The organism is Oceanobacillus sojae, assembly GCF_007991515.1.
Classification (GTDB): domain Bacteria; phylum Bacillota; class Bacilli; order Bacillales; family Amphibacillaceae; genus Oceanobacillus; species Oceanobacillus sojae.
Genome location: NZ_BJYM01000001.1, coordinates 241,953 through 268,833, shown reverse-complemented (window position 1 = coordinate 268,833; position 26,881 = coordinate 241,953). Strand labels below are relative to the sequence as shown.

Genomic DNA, 26,881 nt, shown 5'->3' with positions numbered 1-26,881 from the left:
AAATAAAAAATGCAGATTCTGAGGAGAATCTGCATTTTTTACTCTTTCTTATAGTAAAAAACTTTTCTTATTATTAAATTAGTGTAATAATCATAGATACTTGTATAACTGTTTATACTAAAAGAAAGTATAACGGTGTTTACATTTAGATGATTTTTTTTTACACTGAGAAAGAGCCTTACAAAGAAAAATAAATAATAAAAGAACATAGGGGGTGAATGTATGACAGCAAACTATTTGAAGATGCCGCTGTTGCCTTTACGAGGATTAATCGTATTTCCGTCGATGGTGTTGCACCTTGATGTTGGCAGAGATAAGTCTATTGCTTCTTTAGAACAGGCTATGTTGGCTGATCAGTACATATTTTTAGCTTCACAAAAGAAAATGAATTCAGATGATCCTAATCCTGCAGATATATACAATGTTGGGACAGTGGCAAAGATTAAACAGATTACCAAGCTTCCAAATGGGACACAGAGAGTACTCGTTGAAGGGTTTTACCGGGCTGGAATTGTCCGTTACCTGGAGGAAGAAGAAAACTTTATCGTAGAGGTAGAGGAAAAGGAAGATATTGTAGGAAATGCATTTGAAACAGAAGCTTTAATGCGTACATTACTTGAGCAATTCCAGCAATACATAAAAGTTTCCCGTAAATTAACAGAAGAGACATTTGAAACAGTCGGCGATATTGATAATCCCGGCCGTTTAGCAGATATGATTACTTCACATCTTTCTTTGAAGCTAAATGATAAGCAGGAGATACTAGAAGCTTTTGATGTGATGGAGAGAATACATAAACTCTTAGATATTATTGCTGATGAGCGAAAAATTTTATCCATTGAGAAGAGAATCGGACAAAAGATTAAAACATCGATGGAAAAGACCCAAAAAGAATATTACTTAAGGGAGCAATTAAAAGTTATCCAGAAAGAACTGGGAGACCGTGACGGCAAATCTGGTGATTTAGAGCAGCTTCGGACAAAAATTGAACAATCCGATATGCCTGAAAACATTACCAGTGTTGCGATGAAAGAGCTCGGCCGGTATGAAAGAGTACCGCAATCATCCGCAGAAAGCTCTGTGATCCGAAACTATATTGAATGGCTTGTTGCTCTCCCGTGGCAAACTAAAACAAAAGATAATATTCAAATGAAAAAGGCTGAAAAGGTATTAAATGCTGACCACTATGGTTTAGAAAAAGTAAAGGAACGAATTTTAGAATATTTGGCGGTTCAAAAGCTTACCAACACAATAAAAGGACCTATTCTTTGTTTAGTTGGTCCTCCAGGAGTCGGGAAGACCTCTTTAGCAAAATCAATCGCTAATGCCATTGACCGGAATTTTGTTCGCATTTCTTTAGGCGGAGTTCGGGATGAAGCAGAAATACGCGGCCATCGCCGCACCTATATTGGAGCAATGCCGGGAAGAATTATGCAAGGAATGAGGCGGGCTGGAACGGTCAATCCAGTATTTTTATTAGATGAAATTGAGAAAATGTCAAATGATTTTCGTGGTGATCCATCTTCAGCAATGCTGGAGGTTCTGGATCCGGAGCAAAATCATAACTTCAGTGATCACTATATTGAAGAAACCTATGATTTATCCAATGTATTGTTTATTGCTACAGCAAATAATATAAACAGTATTCCAGAACCGTTGCTTGACCGGATGGAATTAATATCTATCCCGGGCTATACAGAGGTTGAAAAGCTGCATATCGCAAAACGCCATCTCCTGCCGAAACAAATTAAAGAAAACGGACTGACAAAGAGTAAAATTCAAATTCGTGAGTCTGCTATCATGAAATTAATCCGTAGATATACCAGGGAAGCCGGTGTCCGCGGTCTGGAAAGACAGCTTGCGACGTTATGCCGTAAAGCAGCAAAAGAACTCGTCTCAGATGAAAATAAGGATCGGATTATTGTAACCGAACGTATTGTTGAAGAATATTTAGGTAAGCCAGTATATCGATATGGATTGATTGAAGAAGAAAACCAAATTGGTGCTGCAACGGGGCTTGCATATACAACAGCCGGTGGAGATATTTTATCGATTGAAGTGACACACTATCCAGGGAAAGGTAATTTAAAGCTTACGGGTAAACTTGGAGGCGTTATGCAGGAATCTGCTCAGGCTGCTTTCAGTTATGTAAGGTCTCGTGCAGAACAGTTGAATATTGATTCCGACTTCTATGAAAAATATGATATTCATATCCATGTTCCTGCCGGAGCGACACCGAAAGATGGTCCTTCAGCGGGAATCACCATTGCAACAGCACTTGTATCCTCGCTGACAGGACGTGCTATCCGGAGAGAGGTAGGAATGACTGGTGAAATCACACTTCGGGGGCGCGTTTTGCCTATTGGCGGACTAAAAGAAAAAGCATTAAGTGCGCACAGGGCGGGGCTGAGAACGATTATTTTACCTGAGGATAATGAAAAGGATATAGAAAATATTCCGGAAAGTGTTCGCGAAGGGCTGGAATTTATACCAGTGAAACACTTAGATGAAGTATTAGAAATTGCATTGGTAAAGGAGGAAGAGTAATATGAAGGTTAATCAAGCAGAGATCGTTATCAGTGCAGTCAGTGAGAAACAATATCCACAGGAGCAGTATCCAGAATTTGCACTTGCAGGGCGATCCAATGTTGGGAAGTCTTCCTTAATTAACCGGCTAATTAACCGAAAAAATTTAGCAAGAACTTCTTCCAAACCCGGCAAAACACAAACATTAAATTTCTATCTGATTAATGAGTCCATTTATTTTGTAGATGTTCCAGGCTATGGTTACGCACAGGTGTCCAAGAAGGAACGTGCAAAATGGGGCGGCATGATGGAAGAATATTTTAAAAACAGAGAAACGCTCCGGGCGGTTATTCTGATTACAGATTTGCGCCATGAGCCGACAGAGGATGATATTCAGATGTATGATTATCTGAAATATTTTGGGATCCCTGTTATTGTAATTGGAACAAAGCTGGATAAAATTCCAAAGACAAGACGGTATAAACATATTAAACGTTCCAAAAAAGTTCTTGAGATGGATCCAGAGGATATTTTTATTCCGTTTTCAGCAGAAACATCAGAAGGCAAAGATGACGTTTGGAGCGCTATCAGATCTTTTATGTAAATGGATAATGGATAAAAATAAAGGATACGGTTATCAGAAGCAAAAGCTTCTGGCCGTATCCTTTATTTACGTTTCAGCATAATAATACCTAATAGAATAAGCAGAACTGGCCAAAAGCGTTCTAATAATAAAATGATGGGCTCTAGCCAGCTTGTATAAATAGAAAGCTGTTCAGCAAAAAGAAACAGCAAACCTGTCAGGATAAAGAAAACACCTGAGAAAAAGCCTTTTTTCGTTTTAGTATAACGAATGATAAAGGCGAGTCCGATAATAATTAAATAAACAGACCAATCGTCTACCCAAAAAGAATAATGCTTTATCCCGTGCAGATGAATTCCAACCCCGAATAATAATGTACCTATAAATAAATTCTGATATGTTCTGGTTGTATAGCTGTGAATAATAACACCAAGGCCAATTACGATTAATAAAGATTGCCACGAATAAAAGTCAACAAAAAATGGAATCCGAAGTTCCCGGAGCAGAAGAAAAATACCCACTCCAATACATAAATAAGCAAGCAATGAATGCTTTCTTTTCATTAAGAAGTTCCCCCTTGTTTCTTGTCTTGCTGTACTCTATAAAAATTCTAATTAACCAGCATGTAAATAAAGCGTGTCCCTTGCTATAAAAAGCCAGTTATGTTACATTACAGTCGGAATGAGTTGTTGTAACGGACGTTTTTTACTTGGACTGAATCGTGTTATCCTACATATCATTAACTTACATACATAGAAATTGTTTCAGATTCTGTTCACATTTTAGCACGAAAAGCATTTCATTACATGTTATAATGATTATTAGATAATAATAGTAAAAAGTATGAATCATTTTATCATAGTGGGGGTAGTACTGTGCATATTTTAAAGGTTGGTTTTAATTACAAAACAACCCCTGTAGAAATTAGGGAAAAGTTCACATTTAATGAAGAAAAATTAGCAGAAGCAATGATTGCATTAAAGAATCAGAAAAGTATTCTTGAAGATGTAATTGTTTCAACATGCAATCGGACAGAAGTGTATGCAGTTGTCGACCAGCTTCATACCGGAAGATATTATATTAAGCAATTTTTAGCAGATTGGTTTAAGGAGGAAAAAGAAACATTTTCAACTTATCTGCAAATTACAGAGGATGACGGTGCAATTGAGCATTTATTCCGGGTGACAACCGGACTTGATTCCATGGTGCTTGGAGAAACACAGATTCTTGGTCAGTTGAAACAGGCCTTTTCAAAAGGACAGCTGGCAAATACAACAGGTACTATTTTTAATGAGTTGTTCAAACAAGCCATTACATTCGGTAAACGAATGCATAAAGAGACCGGTATCGGCGAACACGCTGTATCAATCAGTTATGCTGCAGTTGAATTAGCAAAAGAAAAATTCGGAGACTTGAGTGATAAGCATGTTGCTATTTTAGGAGCAGGGAAAATGGGCGAACTGGCGGCAAAAAACATTCAAAGTGCCGGTGTAAAAGAAATCACTGTTATTAATCGGACAAAGGAAAAAGCAGCGTTAATGGCTGAAAAATTTCAGGGTAATGCAGCAGAAATGAATGAACTGCCCTCTGTTTTAGAAGCTGCTGATATATTAATCAGTTCTACCGGCTCAGAGTCTGTCGTTTTATCAAAAGAAGATATTGAAAAAGCACAAAAGAAACGCCAGGAAAATCCATTATTCTTAGTTGATATTGCTGTTCCAAGGGATATCGATCCGGAGGTTGCCGAGATGGCTGATGTTGCTTTATATGATATTGATCACCTGCAGCATATAGTAGATGACCACTTGGAATCCAGAAAAGCAGCAGCAGTGCAAATCGAATTATCCCTTGAAGAAGAAATTGTTCAATTTAAAGAATGGATGAAAACACTGGGTGTTATACCAGTTATATCAGCACTCAGACAAAAAGCATTATCTATTCAATCTGAAACAATGAAAAGTATAGAGCGGAAAATTCCAAGCTTAACTGAGCGTGAGAAAAAAGTACTTAATAAGCACACGAAAAGTATTATTAATCAGCTGCTGAAAGAGCCAATTACGCAAGCAAAAGAGCTGGCCGGTACAGAACAGGCAAACGAGGCTTTACAGTTGTTTGTTGATATTTTTGGAATAGAGAATGAAGTAAAAGAGGAACTTGAGAAACAAATAAAGAAAAATGATACATTAAACAAATTTACTCAAGAGGACATTGCCTCTTTTCCAGTAGTTGAACGGGTACCTACTGCTTAATTGGACGGAACCCTGCCATCTTACATCATTCACATCCAACCAGAAGGTAATTTAATCACTTTCTGGTTGCTTTTTATTGTAGAAGAATTGCCAAACTGCATAGAATCGAGGAGGGTACATCGTGCGAAAAATAATTGTTGGTTCCAGAAAAAGTAATTTAGCAATTACACAAACAAAGTGGGTTATTGATCAGCTGAAAAAAGCTGGTGTGGAAAATGAATTCGAGATTAAAAAAATTGTTACAAAAGGAGATCAAATCCTTGATGTTACATTATCAAAGGTTGGCGGAAAAGGACTTTTCGTGAAAGAAATTGAAAAAGCAATGTTTGACAAAGAGATAGATTTTGCGGTCCATAGTATGAAGGATATGCCTTCTGCTCTCCCGGAAGGTTTAGAAATTTCCTCTATTCCCATCAGAGAAGATCATCGTGATGCTTATATCGCAAAAGATAATGTGAAATTAGCAGACCTAAAAAAAGGCTCTATCGTCGGGACAAGCAGTTTACGCAGAGGTGCACAAATTCTTGCGGCCAGACCTGATTTAGAAATCAAGTGGATCCGGGGAAATGTGGAAACGCGTATTCGTAAATTAAATGAAGAGGACTATGACGCTATTATTTTGGCTGTATCCGGTTTGAAGCGTGTTGGTTTAAGTGAGAGTCTGATTACAGAATACCTAGATCCAGAAATATGTGTACCTGCTGTAGGGCAGGGAGCACTGGCTATTGAAAGCCGCGCAGATGACTTGGAATTACAAGAAATTGTCCTAAAAATTCATGATGAATATACAGCAAAGACAGTATTAGCTGAACGTACTTTCTTACATTTATTAGAAGGCGGCTGTCAAGTACCTATCGGCGGGTATGCTTATTTAGATGGTGAAGAAATTGTATTAACTGCTTTAGTGGGTACACCAGATGGAAAAACAGTCCTGAAAGAGGTTGTCCGCGGAAATGACTCTGTCCAGGTTGGTAAGCAGGCAGCAGAGTTATTAATTGAACAGGGAGCCAAAGATATTGTGGAGCGGGTCAAAGAGGAGATGGAATAATCATGGAGAAGCCGCTTCATGGGGAGCGCATATTAATTACGAGAGAAGAGACAAAAGCTGCTGAAATGGCGAAAAAAGTCATAAAGTTAGGCGGAAGTCCTGTTATCACTCCAATGATTGAAATAAAGTTTTTGAAGAACCTTGGGGATATTTCTATACTGAAGCGGCTTTCCAGCTTTAGCTGGGTATTTATAACAAGCGCAAACGGTGTGGACGGTTTTTTTCAATTGCTCCGTAAACAAAATATAAAACTTCCGGAAGAAGTGAAGATAGGGATTGTCGGAAAGAAAACAGAAGAGGCATTGCATACGTATGGCTATGAAGCTTCTTTTATTCCGGCAACTTATGATGCGCTGGCGATGGCAGAGGAGTTTCTTGCGTTCTACACATCAGATAAACCGGTGCTGTTGATTCGAGGTAATTTATCCCGGCCTACGCTTCCGGAAAAACTGGAAGAAGAACAGGTTACTTATGAAGTGCTGGAAGTATATGAGACAACATACTGTATAGAATCGAAACGGAAGCTGAATCGGGAGCTTCCAACAGTCAGCTATATAACATTTACAAGCCCATCAACAGTAGAAGCGTTTGTTCAATTAGCAGAGTATATTCCAAATACAGCAACGTATATTTGCATTGGTAAAACAACGGAGGAAAAGGCAAAACAATTAGGGATTCCTGATGTGTATACTTCAACTCCGTATACAACAGATGCTATGTTAGACTTAATTGCAAAGATAGTAAATGAAAGGAAGATAAATCATGAGTGAATTCACATTTGACAGACATAGACGATTGCGTTCATCCGTTTCGATGCGTGCGCTCGTTCAAGAAACACATTTAAGAGTAACAGATTTTATTTATCCAATTTTTGTGATTGAAGGGGAGGACATCCGGAATGAGGTCCCTTCCATGCCTGGCGTTTACCAGCTTTCTTTTGATCATTTATTGGAAGAAGTAGAGGAAGCTTATCAATTAGGGATTCGTTCATTGATTTTGTTTGGCGTAGTAGAAGAAAAGGATGAAATTGGATCAGAGGCTTTTCATGATCATGGAATTATTCAGGAAGCAACAAGAATAGTGAAACAAGCCTATCCGGAAATGCTTGTTGTTGCGGATACCTGCCTATGTGAATATACGTCGCATGGACATTGCGGTGTGATTGAAAATGGAGATGTGTCAAATGATGCTTCTCTGGAATTGTTAGCTAAAACAGCTGTTTCTCAAGCGAAAGCAGGGGCTGATATTATTGCACCTTCCAACATGATGGATGGTTTTGTGACAGTAATCCGCCATGCTTTAGATGAAGCAGGCTTTCATCACATTCCAATTATGTCCTATGCAGTAAAATATGCATCTGCTTATTATGGTCCATTCCGTGACGCTGCAGACAGCACGCCGCAGTTTGGTGACCGGAAGACATACCAGATGAACCCGGCTAACCGTTTGGAGGCAATCCGTGAAGCAAAATCTGATATCAAAGAAGGCGCAGATTTCTTAATTGTAAAGCCTAGTCTGTCTTATATGGATATTATGCGTGAGGTAAGAGATAATTTTGATGTTCCTGTCGTTGCATATAATGTGAGTGGAGAGTATGCCATGATTAAAGCAGCTGCTTTAAATGGCTGGATTGATGAGAAAAAACTGGTTACAGAAACACTGCTGTCTATGAAACGTGCAGGTGCGGATTTAATTATTACCTATTTTGCAAAAGATGTGGCAAAATGGTTGCAGGAAGAGAAATAAAGGAGGAAGAGCATGGAAAATACAAGATCAGTAGATGCCTATAAAGAAGCCGTTGATTTAATGCCTGGTGGAGTGAATTCTCCAGTCCGCGCATTTAAATCTGTCGGATTAGACCCAATCTTTATGGAAAAAGGAAAAGGTTCTAAAATTACGGATATTGATGGTAATACGTATATTGATTATGTATTAAGCTGGGGGCCGTTAATTTTAGGTCATGCGGATGAACGTGTTACAGGTAGCTTAAAAGAAGTTGTTGAGAAAGGGACAAGCTTTGGAGCTCCTTCATTATTGGAAAATAAACTGGCAAAGCTTGTGATTGATCGTGTCCCTTCCATTGAGATGGTGCGGATGGTGAACTCAGGAACAGAGGCAACGATGAGTGCGATTCGTCTGGCACGCGGTTATACTGACAGAGACTTGATTATTAAATTTGAAGGAAGCTATCATGGTCATGGTGATTCCTTACTGATTAAAGCTGGTTCCGGTGTCGCAACTCTTGGTCTTCCGGACAGCCCTGGGGTTCCTGCGAATATCGCAAAAAGCACCATTACAGTTCCTTATAATGATATGGACAGCTTAAAATTGGCTTTTGAGCATTATGGCGATAAAATTGCAGCAGTCATTATGGAGCCTGTGTGTGGAAATATGGGCGTTGTGCCTCCAAAAGAAGGTTTCTTAAAAGGAGTACGCGAAATTACGAAAGAAAACGGCTCTCTACTTATCTTTGATGAGGTGATGACAGGGTTTCGTGTCGGCTACTACAGTGCACAAGGACATTTTGATGTAACACCGGATTTAACTTGTCTAGGTAAAGTAATTGGCGGCGGCCTTCCTGTAGGTGCTTACGGAGGGAAGCGTGAAATTGTTGAACAGATTGCACCAACTGGTCCAATTTATCAGGCTGGAACATTATCTGGTAATCCGTTGGCAATGACAGCAGGCTATGAGTCTTTAGCTGCTTTAACAGAAGCTTCTTATGAAGAAATTAACAAGAAAGTCGACCGGCTTGCTGAAGGCTTCCGCCTGGCCGCAGATAAATATAATATCCCGCTTCATATTAACCGTGCTGGTTCTATGGTCGGTGTATTCTTTACTGATCAGGAAGTAGTTGATTTTGAAACGGCTCAGTCTTCTAATTTAGATTATTTTGCACAATATTACCGTACGATGATTGAAGAAGGTGTATTCCTGCCTCCATCTCAATTTGAGGGATTATTCTTATCTACTGCACATTCAGACGAGGATATTGAAAAGACAATTGAAGCAATTGACACAGCTTTTGCGAAGATTGAAAAGTAAAGAAAATAATATTTTATAAAACTTTAATGAAAAGGGAAATTTAAATTCTATGCGAATTTGGATTTCTTTTTTTTTAATTGTGCAGCAAGCCGACTAGAACAGCGCATACCCTAAAAATATGCAATTTGACACTACATAGTTTTTGAGAAATTTAAAAAGCGAATATGAAGCGGGTAATGATAAACGGAAAACTTTTTGGAAGAGATGAATTGGTATTGTTCATTCTTCCGCAAAAGGAAATATCGGTACAGAGGTTTTGCAGGTGAAAGAAAGCTCGACGGCAGACACTGCTGAAATAAAGCCAAATGATATTATTTTAGAAATGGATGGAGATAAAATAACAGGATATGAAGCATTTGAATTAACTTTAAATAAAAGAGCTGTTCATTCTTATGTTCATCTTATCATCTTAAGAAAAAATAAACGGATAAGCGTGAATTGTATGGTAGATAATTACCCAGAAACTTATTGAAAAGAGCAGTTTGTTATTTTTCACTCTTCATAAAATATTGCATATATGTTTTCAAACTGAATCTAAGACGGGAATTTAAAAGCCTGTAATCCTATACATAAAAAAGTATCTGGAGTTACAGGTTTTTAATATTTACTGTGAGTCATTTCTCCTCCTTAGCATATTCCGCTGTCCCAAATCATATAATTGATAACGAATGATCCGCATCTGGACTGTTTGCGAGAGGAGGAATACATTTGTCAGTAGATTCTAATTCATTTATTTTTGAACTGGAAGAATCACTGTTTTTTGAAAAAGGACAGGAAGTAGAGGAAATCAGGGGTATTTCCATTGAACCAGAAATAACAATCGAGTCATTAGATAACTATATTTCTATTCGCGGTGCTATTGAGCTTCAAGGGGAATACCAAAAAGTAAATGTTGATGAAGAAGAGGGAGAAGTGCTTGACTTTGACCAGATTCAGGCAAAGCGTTATGTAGAGAGCATCCGGGAGGTTAACGGTCTATATCTATTTACACATAAATTCCCTGTAGATATATCTGTGCCGCCTCACCGGGTGAAAAATTTAGAGGATGTAACTGTACAGATTGAAACCTTTGATTATGATTTACTAGGACCAGATAACTTGAAAATATCCGCTGCAGTTGAAATACATGGCATTTTACAGGATGAAGTCTACCGTCCTCGAGAGGACGATCTGGAGGAAGAGGAAGCGGATCAAGAGCAGGTAGGGGATACATTTTCATTTGAAATTGAGCATCCTGAAGAAACGTTAACACGTAATGAACAAACTACTTCAGAAGAAAAAACAGCACAAGAAGAGCAAACAGTATCGGAAGAACAAACAACAGTGGAAAAGCAAGCAGAGGATGACCCGGATAGATGGAAAATAAAATCACAGCCTCTATCTGAATATTTTCAGTCTCTATCGGAGGCAAAGGTTTCAGAGGAAGAAAAAGATGATGAGGAACAGATGGATGAACAATTAGAAATGGTTGAAGACATTATATCGATAGAAGAGACAGATGAAAAAGAAGATATAGAAGAAGAGTCAGGCTGGGATATAACAGATGAGTCGGAAATAATTGATTATATAGAGGATACAATTTATCAAGATACACCGAGAGATGAAGAGATAACAGAGAGCGAGGAAACGGAGAAATCAGAAGAAAGAGCAGAAAGTGAATCCATATTATCCGAAATTTTCAGAGAAGCAGGAGAAAATCATTATGCAAGAATGCGGCTATGCATTGTTCAGGAGAATGATACAATTGATACCATAGCTGAACGGTTTGCAATCAGTCCATTGCAATTAATTAAGCATAATCAGTTAGATGCAGATTATGAAGTGAATGAAGGGCAGCTGCTCTATATTCCGGCAAATCAATAAATGAATAAACCTGCACAAATAAGAAAAAAGCTTATTTGTGTAGGGATTTTACATAATTTAGGTTTTAAAACAGTAACGATGTTACTGTACCAAATACAGAATGAAGCAGGTTTGCCTAAAACACGAGCGAATTCAAGTTCTTCTAAATAAGAGGTGACATGGGATGAATTTATGGAAAAAAGTGCTGGAAGCATATCATATCTACCCCGTCAGTATCGAAAAACAGACAGAACGAGTGGTAAAGGTATTTGACGGTATGCAGGAGTATGCATTGAAGCGCAGTTTTTTAACTGAACAGACAATTGAAAATTGGCAGCATGTCTACCATATTGCTCGTGAACAAAATGTAACAGAAATCTTACCTGTGTATTTGACCAGGGATAATACATTTTTTCATAAAGAAGAAAATTTTTATTACTATTTATCACCCTGGATTGACGCTCCGGAAATAACTGATTCTACGTATCATATAGAGAGAACTCTACAGACGCTTGCGCAAATTCATAAAAAAACACGGCAGACCAGCCGCATTAGATCAAATCGTCTAAAAGATTCATTTCAAGGCTTTGAAAGCTTTTGTAAAGCATCCTTAGATCTGCTGCATAATCGTGTTACAGATTATGAAAGCAGAAAATACATGTCTCCATTTGAACTTCTTTATTGCACACATTATAAAGGAGTTTGTCATGCTGTAGGTTTGCTGCAGGATAAACTTGAAAAAATCTATGGTGAGGAAGAAACAGATATTTTATGGTCCACCAGCTTATGCCATCAGCGAGTGGATGACACGCATTCAAAGGGCGGTTATTTAATTAATTGGGAATCGGGCGGTTTTGAGCATCCGGCACGTGATTTATCACATTATTTCCGGGGCTTGACGGGTGCTTATAATCAGCCCGAGAAATCAATACAGCAGGCATTTACGGTCTATCAAAAAACAAATCATCTGACTGTGAAGGAAATGCATCTTATTTCTGTCTATTTGCTTAACCCATCAACCTATTTAAGTGTGCTCAAAAATTATACAAACCGCCGCACAAAAAAGTCAATGGTAAATCAGGTGAAGGAGCTGCAACAGCAATTTCGCCGTTTAGAATTCGGTATGAACTGGGTGGATTTTATACAAGAAACATATGAGTCAAAGGAGGAACAGCCAGATTAGATCCATTGCATGTAAAAAGAAAGAGCAAGGCCAATTAATACAGCCAGTATTAAAATATCAAATGCTGTAGGTATTAAAAGCGTTCTAATAATTTGAAACACCAAAATAGGTGTAATACAGGTCTCTACAATAAAAATACATTTTCTTGCCCAAGGCGGTATACGGTAACGATAATAACGGGACATATTTTTTCCCTCCAGTTTATTTCATTAAGGATAGATTTCTGCAGTTTGATATAATATGTTATGTATAAACCTGTGAAAAGTGTGTCAATAATATAGATACACTTTTTTATGATAATTTTTTTGTTTGCTTAACAGTTTTATCTGGGAAAATGCCTATTTACCGGTAATTATATGAAAATATAGTTGACGTTCTCTGGTGGAAAGGATAAAATAAATGTTACTAAGAAAACATATGAATGCGTGGAAGAGAAGTAGTAAAGAATAAACGCTCTTAGAGAGGGAAATCATGCGGTGAAAATTTCCTGGGAAGGTTGTTCTTGAAGTCGTCTCTGATGCAGAGTCTCTGAAAATGTAGTAGGAGATTCCGGTTGTCAGCCGATATCCATGACCTTAAGTGTGCTTTATAAAAGCTGTAACGGCTTTTAATTATAAGCAAACAAAGGTGGTACCACGGAAATATACCTTTTCGTCCTTTATCAGGATGAAAGGGTTTTTTTAGTTTTCATAAGAATGAAGGAGGTTTTTAACATGTCAGATAAACAAAATCAGCTTCCTCCGAAATACAATCCGCAAGAAGTGGAAAAAGGAAGATATCAATTTTGGTTAGATGGTAAATTTTTTGAAGCAAAAGATGACCCGGAAAAGGAGCCTTATTCTATTGTTATTCCGCCGCCAAATGTTACAGGCCGTTTGCATTTAGGGCATGCATGGGATACAACAATGCAGGATACAATTACACGTATGAAGCGCATGCAGGGTTATGATGTACTGTGGCTTCCTGGAATGGATCATGCAGGAATCGCAACACAGGCAAAGGTAGAAGCAAAATTAAAAGAAATGGGAACAAATCGTTACGAGCTTGGCCGTGAGAAATTTCTTAAAAAATCTTGGGAATGGAAAGAAGAATATGCAAGCTTTATCCGCTCACAGTGGGAGAAGCTTGGACTTGGATTAGACTATTCCCGGGAACGCTTTACTTTGGATGAAGGTTTATCTGAAGCCGTTCGGGAAGTGTTTGTCCGTCTTTATGAAAAAGGACTTATTTACCGCGGAGAGTACATTATTAACTGGGATCCTTCCACAAAAACAGCGCTCTCCGATATTGAGGTTATTTACGAAGAAATCCCGGGTAAGTTTTATCATATGCGCTACCCGATTAAAGATAGTGATGAAACGATTGAAATTGCAACAACCCGTCCGGAAACAATGCTTGGAGATACTGCAGTAGCTGTACATCCGAAAGATGAACGCTATCAGCATTTAATTGGCAAAACGGTTATTTTACCGATTGTAGGCAGAGAAATGCAGATTGTTGCCGATGAATATGTAGATATGGAGCTTGGATCTGGAGCGGTTAAAATTACACCAGCGCATGATCCAAATGACTTTGAAATCGGTAACCGCCATGATTTAGAGCGCGTGCTTATTATGAATGAAGATGGAACCATGAATGAGAATGCAGGGAAATATCAGGGGTTAGACAGATTTGAATGTCGTAAGCAAATTGTCAAAGACCTTCAGGAATCAGGTGTTCTATTTGAGATTGAAGAACGTCCACATCAGGTTGGGCATTCGGAGAGAAGCGGTGCAGTTGTTGAGCCTTATTTGTCAACGCAATGGTTTGTAAAAATGGAGCCATTGGCAGAAGCAGCTTTAAACATGCAGGATTCTGATGAGGAAAAAGTTAATTTTGTTCCAGAACGATTTGAAAAAACATATTTTAACTGGATGGACAATATCCGTGACTGGTGTATTTCCAGACAATTATGGTGGGGGCATCGGATTCCAGCCTGGTACCATAAAGAAACAGGAGAAATCTATGTAGGCAAAGAAGCTCCGTCAGATGCCGAAAACTGGGAACAGGATGAAGATGTATTAGATACATGGTTCTCATCTGCATTATGGCCATTTTCTACCATGGGCTGGCCAAATGAGGAATCAGCTGATTTGAAACGTTATTTTCCAACCAATGTATTAGTAACAGGCTATGATATCATTTTCTTCTGGGTATCCCGGATGATTTTCCAATCAAAAGAATTTATGAATGAACGCCCGTTTCAAGATACCTTGCTGCATGGTTTAATCCGCGATGCAGAAGGAAGAAAAATGAGTAAATCCTTGGGTAACGGTGTAGACCCAATGGATGTTATTGATAAATATGGAGCAGATTCACTGCGTTATTTCTTAATGACCGGATCAACACCTGGCCAGGATCTGCGTTTCCATTGGGAAAGAATCGAGTCTACCTGGAATTTTGCCAATAAAGTATGGAATGCCTCCCGTTTTTCTCTTATGAATATGGAAGGATTCACGTATGAGGATATTGATTTAACTGGAGACTTAACTGTTGCTGACAGATGGATCTTATCCCGTTTGAATGAAACAATCGATCACGTAACAAGAAATGCCGATAAATATGAATTTGGTGAAGCAGGGAGACATCTCTATAACTTTATCTGGGATGAATTCTGTGATTGGTATATTGAAATGGCAAAACTGACATTATACGGTGAAGACGAAACGAAGAAAAAGACAACTCGTTCTGTTTTAGCCCATGTTTTAGACCAGACCATGCGTATGCTGCATCCATTTATGCCGTTTATCACGGAGGAAATTTGGCAGCAGCTCCCTCATGAAGGACCGTCTATCACCGTCAGTGAATGGCCGAAAGTAAATCCGGAATATGATGATAAAGAGGCAGTGTCTGAAATGCAGCGTTTAGTTGCAATTATCAAATCCGTTCGTAACAGCCGGGCAGAGGTGGATACACCAATGTCTAAACAAATTGATATGCTTATCTCAGCGGAAAGTAATGCGCTCGTTCAAGAATTAGAGAAAAACCGAGAATATTTAGAGCGTTTCTGTAATCCCGGCTCATTACAAATTGCAACGGATATCGCAGTTCCGGATAAAGCAATGACTTCTGTGGTGACTGGTGCAGAAATCTTCCTTCCATTAGAGGGCTTAATCGATTTTGGCAAAGAGATTGCCCGCTTGGAAAATGACCTGAAAAAATGGAATAAAGAAGTAGAAAGAGTGCAAAAGAAGCTTTCTAACCAAGGATTTATAAGTAAAGCGCCAGAAGCATTAGTAGAAGAAGAAAAGCAGAAAGAAAAAGACTATCTGGATAAACAGGCGAAAGTAAAAGCCCGTTTGGCAGAGTTGAAAAATTAATATGAAAAAATAGCTGTGTGGAAACATTATCGCACAGCTATTTTTTCTTTTATATAACTTATATACGCTTCTAAAATATTGATATCAGTCAGCATACTCAAGGTACGAGAGCCGACAGCATCTTCAATTTCATTAAATATAAGTTTTCCATCCTCTGTAAACATAAAGTCAATACCGACAAGTCCAAAATCATAAGCATCTATAATCTTTTGAATGGTTCTTATTTCGGTTTTATTTAAAGTGTACAAGGATGCTGTTCCTCCGAGAGAATAATTTGCCCGAAAATCATTTGCATTAGACCGTAAAACAGCAGCAATGATTTTTTTATTAATGACAAATACCCGTAAATCCTTCCCGGGCTGAATATTTTTAGGAGATTGTAATAAGAAATCCTCTGTACAGCTTTTTCGATATGCTTCCCATTCCTGCTGGTTATCAATCATCGTAACCTGGTTTCCACCTTTGCCCTTAGCCGCTTTGGCAACAAATGGGAAATTTAGTGGCAAAGAGGAAGGAATAAGTTTTCCGTGAAAAAAATAGCTTTCCGGTACTGGTATACCCAGCTGCTGCATAGCTAGATATCCATGAGCCTTATGATTAAATGTTTCTGAAATCACCGCATTATTAAATACAGTAACCCCCATCTGCTCCAGCTGCTTATTTAAAAGCGGATCCATTGTCCTGACAACAGCAAAATCAGCATAGACTTCTTTTCCTTTTGTATTAATAATCTGTTTATCTCTTCGAATACCAATAGAAATATCTTCTCGTAATAGTAGTGTTAGTTCAATTGACTGCTTTTTGGCTTCATCAATAAACCAGTCAATATAACTTTTATTTCGTATGGAATCAGCTTCTGTATAGATTAACCAGCCATTCATTGGAAAAGCTCCTTTTTTATATATGCTATCATATGGTCTGCAGCGTTGATCCCTGTACATTCATACAGATTTCGGATATGTGCGTTAGCATTTATTTCACAAATCAACCATTCGTTATTTGGTCCAAATAATAAATCAACACCTGCAAAATCCGCTCCGATTGCTTTTACAGCTGCAACGGCAAGCTTCTCTATTTTATCATTAATGGTAAATGGGAGCATCTTTCCTCCATTCGTTACATTTGCCCGGAAATCCTGACCGTTTTGGCGTTCCACAGCTGTAATTGCCTGATCGCCAATGACTTGAACGCGAATATCCCGCCCCCTGCTTTCCTCAATATAAGTCTGAAATAAAAATGGGCGCTGTCCAATCAGAGAGATAACACTGGTTAGTTTTTCTTTATTATGAACTAAATGAACCTGCTCTCCAAAGGAGCCAAATGTTTCCTTCACAATCATTGGAAAACCGAGATAATCGATTACTTTCTGTATATAACAGGAAGAAAGGTTCTCTGCATGATATTTTTTAGGAGCAATGATGGTGTTAGGAATGGGAAGCTGCTGCTTCTCGAGCATTTGATAAGTATAAATTTTATCATCACTGATTTCAATTGCTTTTGAAGAATTAAATACGCGTACTCCAAGCCGTTCCAACTGTCTTGCTAAGTAAATATCCTTGTCAATAAAAAAAGCAAAGTCAGGCAGTTTACCATTATTTGATATAGATGACACAGTGCTTTTTTTCGGGCATAATAAAGTTATTAAATCATCATTTTTTAAGCAGATTGTATTAATTCCTTGCTTTGCAGCAGCATCTTTAATCATATCTGCATAGTCCAGGAATTTGTCTGTTGCAATACTTCCATTAATAATAATCCAGCCAAAACAATTCAAAATAGAACATCCTTTCTGTGATACAGTGAAACCTGATTTAACGAATGGTTTATCCCGATAAGAACAAGGAACACAAGCTAACGTCTTCGAATCCTTCGAAAACGCTTGTGTGACCAACATCGTGTTGGCCTGAACCAATCAGGAGATGAAGAGGCCGTTTTCCGCCAAACCCTAAAAAATAATAACACTGTAAGAAAAAGGCGGAATTACGGACACTCATGCCGTGATAATTAGTATACGATGAAATAGATGAAGGGGGAAAGAGAGATGCATTCAGACATCACTAATTTTTTTAAAGAAAGGCAGAAACTTGGTATACAGCCGGGCTTAGATCGCATTGAGGCTTTGCTAAAAGCTTTAGATCATCCAGAGAAAAAATTTGCATCTATTCATATTGCCGGAACAAATGGAAAAGGGTCTACAGGTACCTTTCTGCAAGCTGCATTAAGAGCAAATCGTTATCGTATAGGTACCTTTACATCACCTAGTTTACAAGGCCTTACGGGCTTTATACTTAATAACGGAGAACCAGTCTCTGAGGGAGCTTTTACTGCATTATTTCAAGAAATAAAACCGGTGATTCAGCAAATGGATAAGGATGGCAGGGCACCGAGCCACTTTGAAATTATCACTGCGCTGGCTTTTTTATATTTTTCCAGGAATGTAGATATAGCTATTGTAGAAGCCGGTATGGGAGGAAGAGAAGATACAACAAATGTTATTAACCCCATTTTATCAATTATTACGACAGTTTCTAAAGATCATACTGCATTTTTGGGTAATACACTTGAGGAAATAGCTGCCCATAAAGCGGGGATTATTAAACCATTTACTCCTATTATAACAGGGGTGGAGGGGGAAGGGCTTATTCCTATTATCAACGAAGCAAATGAAAAGAGAGCAGTATTATATCGATTTGGGATGGACTTCACGATTACAGATTTACAGATTGATGAGTTTGAATGGAAAAACCTTGCTTCAAAATATCGTGTAAAACTCCGGACAATTGGTTTACATCAGCATCACAATGCTTCCGTAGCAATACAAGCTTTAAAGGTATTAAAGAATAGATTCGGTCATTTGGATATGCGTGTATCGATTGATGCTATGCAAAAGGTTACGATACCGGGAAGAATGGAAAAAATCCATGATAATCCATTTATTCTGGTCGACGGTGCACATAATGAAGAAGGAATAAAGGCTTTTATTAAAACGGTGAGAGCAATTTATCCAAGAAGAAAAGTGCTGGTTTTATTTGCCGCTTTCAAGGATAAGGATGTAGCAGAAATGCAAAGATTGCTGGCAGATGTTTTTCCAAATTTGTATATAACTTCTTTTGAACATCCCAGGGCTCTTACATTAACAGATTATCCGCTGCAAAATAAAGGGGAGCAGGTAGAAAATTGGCAGGCATGGATTGAAGATAAGATAAAAATGTCTACAGCGCCTGTTCTGATAACAGGATCATTCCATTTTATTGATTTAATCCGTTCTTTTGTTAAATCTTTGAAGGAATCAGATTAAATAACAGAAAATGATAAGAACAAAAAGAATATTGTAGAACGATTATAAAAGCTGATGTCATAATTCGCCTTACTTTTTACAAGAGCTATGCTAGAGTAAAACCAATACTAGCATTGGAGGGCCGGATTGATGACAAAACAAAAACCACATATGATAGATGATACGAAAGGTACTTGGACATATAAAGTTAAAACATCCTCCAAAGAAGATGCAGTAGACGCAGAATCTGCGGCAACTGTTGAAAATGAACAAGAAGAACCTGACTTCTCAACGCTATCAGCAGTTAACAGCATGAATAAAGGGAAGCCCCTAAGAAAAATAAATATAATATGGAAAGCTATCCTGGTCAGCGGGGTAAGTGCTATTTTTGTTGGAACGATTATAGGTTTTATTCTTTTCCGGATGTTTGTACAGGTTGATACACCTGCGAGTGCTGGGAATCCGACGCAGGGAACTACACCGGTTGCACAGCCGGAAAAAGAAGAAGCAGAGTCAGATATAGTAACGGGTTCACTAGATTCACTAGAGACATATATTATTCAGGCTGGTATTTTTTCGGAACTAGAAAACGCCGATCCTTTAATAGAAAGTTTAACAAGTTTGGATATTCCAACTGTATTTTTGGAAAAGGATGGACAGTTTTATCTGATGGCAGGAGTTGGTCCGTCAGAAGAAGCAGTAAAATCTCTTGCTGCGTCACTTGCTAATAATCAAGCTGACCTTTATGTGAAGAAATGGAGTACAGAAGCGAGAGAAATAGAAATGACAGAAGCAGAAAGTGCCTGGATAACAGAGTTTCAATCTTTTTTTGATGAACAGCTCAAGCAGGCCGATTTAAATCAGCCGATTGCAGATGAAGAGATAACCGTACTGGTAGATAAGGCTCCTGAGGGGGCAGATAGGATAGCTGAATTAGTAACCAGTTTAACAGAAATGATGGGAAAACCTTCTTCTTATCAATTATTAAACTGGGTGAAGGTATATGATGAATTATAGCGGATAACGTGCATAGCAGGTTTTATAAAATCCCCTAAGGAAAGCGTGGTCCCAAACACCAGCTTTCCTTAGGGGATTTTTATCAAAACAGGCGAGAAGACTCCCTCTTCAAGCGCTTGAAGGCTTTAATCGAAGCGATAAGGGAAAGGTGAATCGCCTGCCGACAAGAGATTGCTTTTGAGCAGTAATTGCTCGTAAATAAACAGAACAAGCGTTCTTTTTCGGTCCTTCTTCTGATATAATAGACAGGAGGAGGGAAGGGACCATGAAAGTAAAAAAAGTGTTTCGTTTTCGTATCTATCCGAACAAAAACCAAATCGCTTTCATCCATAAGACAATGGGCTGTACCCGTTTTGTCTACAACTATTTTACAGGAAAACAAAAACAAAAAGATATTTACTGGTATAGGGTGAATGAAATGGTGCAAAACGGATAGCTCCTTCAAAATAATTGGAAGGGTGAATTTTTCAATAAAAATAAGTCGATTAAAGCGGTTCGGGAATTGAAGAAAAACTATCCCTTCCTCAAAGAAGTCGATAGCATTGCCCTTCAAAAAGCGGTGGAAAACGTGAACGATGCCTATACCCGTTATTACAAGAAACAGAATAGGGACGCCTCGTTTTAAATCTAAGAAGAACCCTATTCAATCGTATACTACGAAATATGTCAATGGAAATATTGCCGTGTTCGATAAACATATTAAGCTGCCCAAGCTAGGGCTTGTTCGTATGGCTAAAAGTCTGGAAGTGGAAGGCCGTATGATGCATGTAACAGTCCGACGCAACCCTGCCGGTAAATACTTTGTTTTTATATTAGTTGAAGCCGAAGTTGAGCCTCATGAAAAGGCTGGTACCTGCGTAGGCATCGATGTCGGATTAACGGATTTTGCAACCCTTTCCGATGGCACCGTGTATGGAAATACAAGATTCTTCCGGACATTAGAAAAGAAACTCACAAAAGCACAGGTAATTCTGTCCAGAAGACAAATAGGATCAGCAAATTGGCAGAAACAAAAACGAAAAGTAGCCCGGCTTCATGAAAAAATTGCTAATAAAAGAAAAGATATGTTAGATAAGATCTCCACCGATAAGGAGGCAAGCTAAGAACGCCGCGTCTAGCGGCAACGCTTGCATGACCAACATCATGTTGGCCTAAACCACGATATCATCGGAATAGAAGATTTATCTGTGAAAACCATGTTAAAAAATCGAAATCTATCGAAATCCATTAGCGACGTGTCCTGGTCTGCGTTCCAAACGATGCTGGCATATAAAGCGGCCTGGTATGGAAAACAGGTTGTTAAGGTTGCTAAAAACTATCCATCCAGTCAGCTGTGTTCTCATTGTGGACATCAAAACCAAAGCGTTAAAAATCTCGCCTTGCGTCCATGGACATGTGACATCTGTCAATGCCATCATCAAAGAGATGTTAACGCAAGCAGGAATCTTCGTAAGGAAGCATTGCGATTAACCGCAGGAACTGTGGGGATAGCCTAATCCATAACTGACCAATGGGTTGGTGTTCTTAGGAATCTCCCACTTCAAACAACTAATAAGGTTGATAAGTGGGGTAGTCCAAGAGGCTTTCAGAGATAACGAAAAGAAGATTTTTTTATAAAATTCTTTTTTTGCTTTGGTAAAAAGACTTTAAAGAACCAATTTCTTATTAGAAAAAATCAATTATAACTTACTGATATTGCTTAGAAATAAGTAATTGCCAATTTGTAGAAGAAGATTAGTATCGGTATGATATAGATAAAAGAAAGGTGGGATAACATGGGAAAACCAATTTTTATTCGGGATTTACCAACGGAAGACAGGCCAAGAGAACGTTTATTAAAGCATGGTGCTGATAAGCTGAGCAATCAAGAAATATTATCTATATTAATTGGCAGCGGCTCTAAAAATGATCCTGTTCAACTGCTTGCAGACCGTATTCTTATGCATTTTGAAGGTATTAAATTATTAAGGGATGCTACGGTAGAAGAATTAACAGCTATTAAGGGGATAGGTGTTGCAAAAAGTTTAAATATATTGGCTGCAATTGAGCTTGGAAAAAGAATCAGCAGTTATAAGTCGATAGATACCTATATGATCCGTTCTCCAGAAGATGGAGCGAATTATGTTATGGAAGAGATGCGTAATTTAGCACAGGAGCATTTTGTAGCTCTTTTTTTAAATACAAAAAATCAAATCATTCATCGGCAAACCCTTTTTATTGGCTCTTTAAATGCTTCAATAGTACATCCTCGTGAACTGTTCCGCGAGGCGGTCAGACGTTCTGCTGCCTCTGTTTTAGTTTGTCATAATCATCCTTCAGGAGACCCGACACCATCACAGGAGGATATCCTTGTTACCAAGCGTCTTGTTGAATCAGGAAAAATAATTGGAATAGAGGTTATTGATCATCTTGTTATTGGGAATGAGCGCTTTGTGTCGTTAAAACAAAAAGGATACTTATAAATACTATCTATTTTAGATTTTTTTTCGTATAATTGTATATGGAATTAATTTTCAGCGCCATTTTTCAAAAAATGTAAAAGTGGCGCTTCTTAAAATTGTATAAACAAAGCTTGATTCATGAGAGGGTTCAGTCTATAATACGTGCTGATATAAAACGAGAAACTGAAAATATAATTATTGATGGAAGAACGAGAGAGGATGAAATATATGGGGATATTTAATATTTCTCAGGATTTAGGAATTGATTTAGGAACAGCAAATACATTAGTCTATGTAAAGGGCAAGGGCGTTATTGTCCGCGAGCCATCAGTTGTGGCAAAGAATTTAGAGACTGGTGCAGTTGAGGCTGTCGGAAGTGATGCAAGAATGATGATTGGACGTACACCTGGAAATATTTCTGTTGTCCGCCCGATGAAGGACGGGGTAATTGCAGATTACGATACAACTTCCATTATGATGAGTTACTATATGAAAAAAGCAATGAAGAAGCGTTCTCTCTTTGCTAGAAAACCAAATGTAATGGTTTGTGTGCCGTCTGGTATCACTATGGTTGAGGAAAGAGCAGTTATTGATGCAACAAAACAGGCAGGAGCAAAAGAAGCTTATCCGATAGCAGAGCCTTTTGCAGCAGCAATTGGAGCGGGGTTGCCTGTTTGGGAGCCGACAGGCAGTATGATTGTTGATATTGGCGGCGGAACCACTGAAATTGCCGTTATTTCTTTAGGAGGGATCGTAACCAGTAATTCTATCCGGATTGCGGGAGATGACATGGATGAAGCGATTATCTCTTACATAAGAAAAAATTATAGCCTAATGATTGGAGAAAGATCCGCTGAATCGATTAAAATGGATATAGCAGCAGCTAAACAAGGCATTGTTGGAGAAGAAATGGATTTAAGAGGGCGTGATTTATTGACGGGATTGCCAAAAACGATTACAGTTACTTCTGAAGAAATTTCCGGAGCTTTGGATGATAATATTGATGCAATTGTTAATGCCGTCAAAGCAACATTAGAAAAAACACCGCCAGAATTATCTGCTGATATTATGGATCGGGGTATTGTTTTATCGGGAGGCGGCGCTCTTTTAAAAAATCTTGATAAGGTAATTAGTGAGGAAACAAAAATTCCGGTATTTGTTACAGATGAACCGTTGGAAAGTGTAGCAATCGGAACGGGCAAATCACTTGATTATATTGATCAATTCCGTTCTGCTCCAAGTGTGTCTTCACGCGCTTTAAATTAATAAGTAGGTGTTTGTATGAATTTTTTTCGAAGTAAGAAATTATTTGTGATCCTAATTGGATTTATTGTACTAGTAGTATTAATAGGATATTCTTTAAACAGTCGTGGGCATTTAAACTTTGCCGAGAAGATTGTCAGTGATTCTGTAGGGTGGGTGCAAAATATTGCACAGGCTCCAGTTACGTTTGTTACTGATATTGTGTCAAATGTTAGTGATTTTAAGACAACATATGAAGAAAATCAGGTATTAAGAGAACAATTATCTCAACAAAAAAGCATGGTATATGATTTGCAAAAGCTGGAGGATGAGAATGAAGAGCTGCGCTCCATTATCGATATGACGGAAACAGCTCGGGATTATGAACCGATCTATGCGACCGTGATTGCCCGTTCGCCGGAGCAATGGGTGGACCAGGTAACCATTAATCGCGGAGAGAATGACGGAATCCAGGAAAATATGGTTGTCAGAACAGCAGAAGGAATGATTGGAAAAGTCCTTCATACTTCCAAGGGTACATCTACAGTACAATTATTGACCGGATTTGATGAATTTAACCGTGTTTCCGCAACGGTTTTACGGGAAGATGACAAAGATATTTTTGGAATGATTGAAGGATTTGATGAGGAAACAGAGATGCTCTTGTTCCGTATTATTGAAGAGTCTGATGCCGATATCGAAGAAGGGGATACAGTATATTCCTCAGAACTGGGCGGAGAATTTCCGGCAGGTATTACAATTGGTGAAGTCAAAGAAGTTGTTGCTGATCAATACGGATTAACAAGGATTGCAATGATCGAACCGGCTGCAGACTTATTTGATATCCGGAATGTGATTGTTGTGAATCGTTCCATAGATCAGCCGGAAGATGAAGAAGAAGGGGATGAAGAGTCTTGACCAGGCGTGTAATATTCCCTTTGATTCTTTTTGCAGTAATGGTACTCTCTGGAGTAGCTTTAGAGCTTTTGCCTCATCAGCTGTTAATGGGTACATATATGATTGTGCCCCACTGGCTGTTTGTCATGCTGATTTATATTGCTATTTTCTACGACCGGAATGACACTTATTATGCTGTTTTATATGCGCTTATTTTTGGATTGCTTTTCGATATCGTTTATACAGGTATATTAGGTGTCTATATGTTCTCTTATGCACTTGTTATTTATATTGTCCGCGGTTTGAAGAAAATGTTGCAGGGAAACTTTTATGTACTGCTAATGCTGTCAGCTTTTGGAATAGCCATAGCTGATGTTAGTATTTATGCCATTTTTACTGTTATCGGATTTACAGATATGCCGATTGAAGTATACTTATTGAACCGGTTAATACCTACAATTCTTATGAATCTATTATTCCTGGTATTAATTTATCCGTTTATTATAAAACCAATGCGGAAATGGGGTACAGAATTAACATAATCTGACCGTTTGAAATAAACCGAACAAACCGAATTATTTATTAAAGAGCGGCAGACTCTGCTCAGTCGGCATCATTCATTAGATGCAGCTGTAGAAAAAAGAGGTGAATGTATCGTGCAAGAAACGAAACCGACCATCACAATTAAAGGTACAAGAGATGGTTTGATTTTATTTATTGATGAAAATTCTTCCTTTGAGGAGATTTTACAAGACCTGATAAAAAAACTGGACGCCAGCACCCCCCAAAAAGAAGAGCCTGTTGTTTCGGTTAAAGTAAAACTCGGCCATCGTTATCTGACGGAGGAACAGCGCCATCAATTAAAAGGTATTATTGAAGAAAAAAACCGTTTTCAAATTGAAGCAATGGAATCAGATGTGATACCAATTAAAGATGCAAAAACATGGCTGGATGAAAGTCAATTAAAGGTAGTTAATCAGATTGTCAGATCCGGACAAGTACTTGAAACAAAAGGAGATTTATTATTAATTGGAGATGTAAATCCCGGCGGCAGGGTAAGAGCCAGCGGGAACATCTATATTATGGGGAACTTATTAGGAATTGCGCATGCCGGTATAGAAGGAGATCAAGAGGCTTTTATAGCTGCCTCCTATATGAAGCCGGCACAGCTTCGAATTGCAGAATATATTAGTCGGGCACCTGATTATGAAGCTGATGGAGTATACATGGAATGCGGAATCATTGATCCAGATCAGAACAAGATTGTGATCGATTCGATTAAAACACTTTCTAAACAGAGAAAGGTGATTAGCGCATTTGAGAGGAGAATGAATAATGGGTGAAGCGATTGTAATTACATCCGGGAAGGGTGGGGTTGGTAAAACAACTACATCTGCAAATATTGGTACATCTTTAGCTTTGATGGATAAAAAAGTATGTTTAATTGATACAGATATTGGCCTGCGTAATTTAGATGTAATTATGGGACTTGAAAATCGGATTATTTATGATATTGTCGATGTTATTCAGGGACGATGCAAGCTGCAGCAGGCTCTGATCAAAGATAAACGTTTTGATTACCTTTCATTGCTCCCTGCTGCACAAACAAGTGATAAATCTGCTGTAACGACAGAAGGCATGAAAGAGATTGTTTCAGAACTGAAGCAAGAGTATGATTATATTATTATTGATTGTCCTGCCGGTATTGAACAAGGCTTTCAAAATGCAATTGCCGGTGCTGACAGAGCAATTGTAGTAACAACTCCTGAAAATTCAAGTGTACGGGATGCCGATCGCATCATAGGGCTTATCGAAAAAGAGGATATGATAGAACCTCCCAGACTAATTATTAACCGAATTCGCAATCATATGATGAAAAATGGCGATATGCTGGATATTGATGATATTGTTCAACTGTTAGCGATTGATTTAATAGGTATTGTAGCTGATGATGAAGAAATGATTAAAGCTGCAAATAAAGGAGAACCAATTTCTCTCTCTCCAAATTTTAAAGCTTCTATCAGCTATCGTAATATAGCCAGAAGAATTCTGGGAGAAACAGTTCCCTTGCAGTCACTGGAGGAAGAAAAAGGTTTTATGCAAAAGGTAAAAGCATTTTTTAAAATATAATAATTAATAAAGAAAACATCCGACAGGAAAAAATCCATCGGA

At 38.3% G+C, this 26,881-nt stretch carries 24 protein-coding genes, 1 pseudogene and 1 other annotated feature; of the genes and pseudogenes, 21 read left to right on the top strand and 4 right to left on the bottom strand.

All coding sequences use genetic code 11. The features are described from left to right. Positions 1-222: 222 nt before the first annotated feature. Complete coding sequence (lon, locus tag OSO01_RS01335) at positions 223-2,547, top strand: endopeptidase La (protein ID WP_147207930.1); 2,325 nt, start codon at positions 223-225, stop codon at positions 2,545-2,547. Between the two features lies 1 nt (position 2,548). After that, on the top strand, positions 2,549-3,130 hold the full coding sequence (gene yihA, locus OSO01_RS01330; RefSeq protein WP_147207929.1) for a ribosome biogenesis GTP-binding protein YihA/YsxC: 582 nt from the start codon (positions 2,549-2,551) through the stop codon (positions 3,128-3,130). A gap of 62 nt (positions 3,131-3,192) precedes the next feature. Here yihA and OSO01_RS01325 read toward each other — a convergent pair whose 3' ends face one another. Beyond that, positions 3,193-3,672 (bottom strand): LiaI-LiaF-like domain-containing protein, encoded by a 480-nt coding sequence (locus tag OSO01_RS01325; protein ID WP_147207928.1) that lies wholly within the window; start codon positions 3,670-3,672, stop codon positions 3,193-3,195. A gap of 312 nt (positions 3,673-3,984) precedes the next feature. Here OSO01_RS01325 and hemA point away from each other — a divergent pair, with 312 nt between their 5' ends. The 8 genes from hemA to ysxE all read left to right on the top strand — a co-directional run bounded on the left by hemA (position 3,985) and on the right by ysxE (position 12,476). Continuing rightward, complete coding sequence (gene hemA / locus OSO01_RS01320) at positions 3,985-5,358, top strand: glutamyl-tRNA reductase (RefSeq protein ID WP_147207927.1); 1,374 nt, start codon at positions 3,985-3,987, stop codon at positions 5,356-5,358. A 121-nt stretch (positions 5,359-5,479) separates the two neighbouring features. Then, complete coding sequence (gene hemC, locus OSO01_RS01315; protein WP_147207926.1) at positions 5,480-6,406, top strand: hydroxymethylbilane synthase; 927 nt, start codon at positions 5,480-5,482, stop codon at positions 6,404-6,406. A 2-nt stretch (positions 6,407-6,408) separates the two neighbouring features. Further along, positions 6,409-7,176: a uroporphyrinogen-III synthase gene (locus OSO01_RS01310; protein ID WP_147207925.1), complete on the top strand. Its 768-nt coding sequence runs from the start codon at positions 6,409-6,411 to the stop codon at positions 7,174-7,176. Further along, complete coding sequence (gene hemB, locus OSO01_RS01305; protein WP_147207924.1) at positions 7,169-8,152, top strand: porphobilinogen synthase; 984 nt, start codon at positions 7,169-7,171, stop codon at positions 8,150-8,152. The genes OSO01_RS01310 and hemB overlap by 8 nt, the downstream gene beginning before the upstream one ends. Positions 8,153-8,164: 12 nt before the next feature. After that, positions 8,165-9,451: a glutamate-1-semialdehyde 2,1-aminomutase gene (gene hemL / locus OSO01_RS01300; RefSeq protein WP_147207923.1), complete on the top strand. Its 1,287-nt coding sequence runs from the start codon at positions 8,165-8,167 to the stop codon at positions 9,449-9,451. A gap of 208 nt (positions 9,452-9,659) precedes the next feature. Next, positions 9,660-9,923, top strand: a complete 264-nt coding sequence (locus tag OSO01_RS01295; RefSeq protein WP_147207922.1) for a PDZ domain-containing protein — start codon at positions 9,660-9,662, stop codon at positions 9,921-9,923. 236 nt (positions 9,924-10,159) lie between these two features. Beyond that, positions 10,160-11,314: a stage VI sporulation protein D gene (gene spoVID, locus OSO01_RS01290; protein WP_147207921.1), complete on the top strand. Its 1,155-nt coding sequence runs from the start codon at positions 10,160-10,162 to the stop codon at positions 11,312-11,314. Positions 11,315-11,477: 163 nt separating this feature from the next. Continuing rightward, the gene (gene ysxE / locus OSO01_RS01285; protein WP_147207920.1) at positions 11,478-12,476 is read left to right on the top strand and encodes a spore coat protein YsxE; all 999 of its coding nucleotides are present in this window, start codon (positions 11,478-11,480) and stop codon (positions 12,474-12,476) included. Here the strand turns inward: ysxE and OSO01_RS01280 are convergent. Continuing rightward, positions 12,473-12,661, bottom strand: coding sequence for a YszA family small membrane protein (locus OSO01_RS01280; protein ID WP_147207919.1), 189 nt, complete (start codon positions 12,659-12,661; stop codon positions 12,473-12,475). The genes ysxE and OSO01_RS01280 overlap by 4 nt on opposite strands. A gap of 232 nt (positions 12,662-12,893) precedes the next feature. Beyond that, positions 12,894-13,138: a binding site (T-box leader), on the top strand. 51 nt (positions 13,139-13,189) lie between these two features. Here OSO01_RS01280 and OSO01_RS01275 point away from each other — a divergent pair. Beyond that, a complete protein-coding gene (locus tag OSO01_RS01275) occupies positions 13,190-15,835 on the top strand; it encodes a valine--tRNA ligase (protein ID WP_147207918.1) in 2,646 nt (881 codons plus the stop codon). Between the two features lie 26 nt (positions 15,836-15,861). Here OSO01_RS01275 and OSO01_RS01270 read toward each other — a convergent pair whose 3' ends face one another. Further along, positions 15,862-16,716 carry an ATP-grasp domain-containing protein gene (locus OSO01_RS01270; RefSeq protein ID WP_147207917.1) on the bottom strand — a complete coding sequence of 285 codons (855 nt, stop codon included), beginning with the start codon at positions 16,714-16,716 and terminating at the stop codon, positions 15,862-15,864. Continuing rightward, positions 16,713-17,609, bottom strand: a complete 897-nt coding sequence (locus tag OSO01_RS01265) for an ATP-grasp domain-containing protein (RefSeq protein WP_147207916.1) — start codon at positions 17,607-17,609, stop codon at positions 16,713-16,715. The genes OSO01_RS01270 and OSO01_RS01265 overlap by 4 nt, the downstream gene beginning before the upstream one ends. Before the next feature lie 267 nt (positions 17,610-17,876). Here OSO01_RS01265 and OSO01_RS01260 point away from each other — a divergent pair, with 267 nt between their 5' ends. The 10 genes and pseudogenes from OSO01_RS01260 (at position 17,877) to minD (ending at position 26,839) form a co-directional block, all read left to right on the top strand. Beyond that, positions 17,877-19,133, top strand: a complete 1,257-nt coding sequence (locus OSO01_RS01260; RefSeq protein WP_186813511.1) for a bifunctional folylpolyglutamate synthase/dihydrofolate synthase — start codon at positions 17,877-17,879, stop codon at positions 19,131-19,133. 129 nt (positions 19,134-19,262) lie between these two features. After that, on the top strand, positions 19,263-20,129 hold the full coding sequence (locus tag OSO01_RS01255) for an SPOR domain-containing protein (protein WP_147207914.1): 867 nt from the start codon (positions 19,263-19,265) through the stop codon (positions 20,127-20,129). A 265-nt stretch (positions 20,130-20,394) separates the two neighbouring features. Continuing rightward, positions 20,395-20,565 carry a helix-turn-helix domain-containing protein gene (locus tag OSO01_RS24030; protein ID WP_371863274.1) on the top strand — a complete coding sequence of 57 codons (171 nt, stop codon included), beginning with the start codon at positions 20,395-20,397 and terminating at the stop codon, positions 20,563-20,565. 139 nt (positions 20,566-20,704) lie between these two features. Then, a pseudogene (locus tag OSO01_RS01250) lies at positions 20,705-21,625 on the top strand (RNA-guided endonuclease TnpB family protein). A 279-nt stretch (positions 21,626-21,904) separates the two neighbouring features. Beyond that, positions 21,905-22,591 (top strand): RadC family protein, encoded by a 687-nt coding sequence (gene radC / locus OSO01_RS01245; protein WP_147207913.1) that lies wholly within the window; start codon positions 21,905-21,907, stop codon positions 22,589-22,591. A 207-nt stretch (positions 22,592-22,798) separates the two neighbouring features. Beyond that, positions 22,799-23,836, top strand: a complete 1,038-nt coding sequence (locus OSO01_RS01240; protein ID WP_147207912.1) for a rod shape-determining protein — start codon at positions 22,799-22,801, stop codon at positions 23,834-23,836. A 15-nt stretch (positions 23,837-23,851) separates the two neighbouring features. After that, the gene (gene mreC / locus OSO01_RS01235) at positions 23,852-24,730 is read left to right on the top strand and encodes a rod shape-determining protein MreC (RefSeq protein WP_147207911.1); all 879 of its coding nucleotides are present in this window, start codon (positions 23,852-23,854) and stop codon (positions 24,728-24,730) included. Continuing rightward, a complete protein-coding gene (gene mreD, locus OSO01_RS01230) occupies positions 24,727-25,251 on the top strand; it encodes a rod shape-determining protein MreD (protein ID WP_147207910.1) in 525 nt (174 codons plus the stop codon). Before mreC ends, mreD begins: the two co-directional genes overlap by 4 nt. A gap of 114 nt (positions 25,252-25,365) precedes the next feature. Further along, positions 25,366-26,052 carry a septum site-determining protein MinC gene (gene minC / locus OSO01_RS01225; protein ID WP_147207909.1) on the top strand — a complete coding sequence of 229 codons (687 nt, stop codon included), beginning with the start codon at positions 25,366-25,368 and terminating at the stop codon, positions 26,050-26,052. Next, positions 26,045-26,839: a septum site-determining protein MinD gene (gene minD, locus OSO01_RS01220; protein ID WP_147207908.1), complete on the top strand. Its 795-nt coding sequence runs from the start codon at positions 26,045-26,047 to the stop codon at positions 26,837-26,839. The genes minC and minD overlap by 8 nt, the downstream gene beginning before the upstream one ends. The last annotated feature ends 42 nt before the right edge of the window (positions 26,840-26,881 follow it).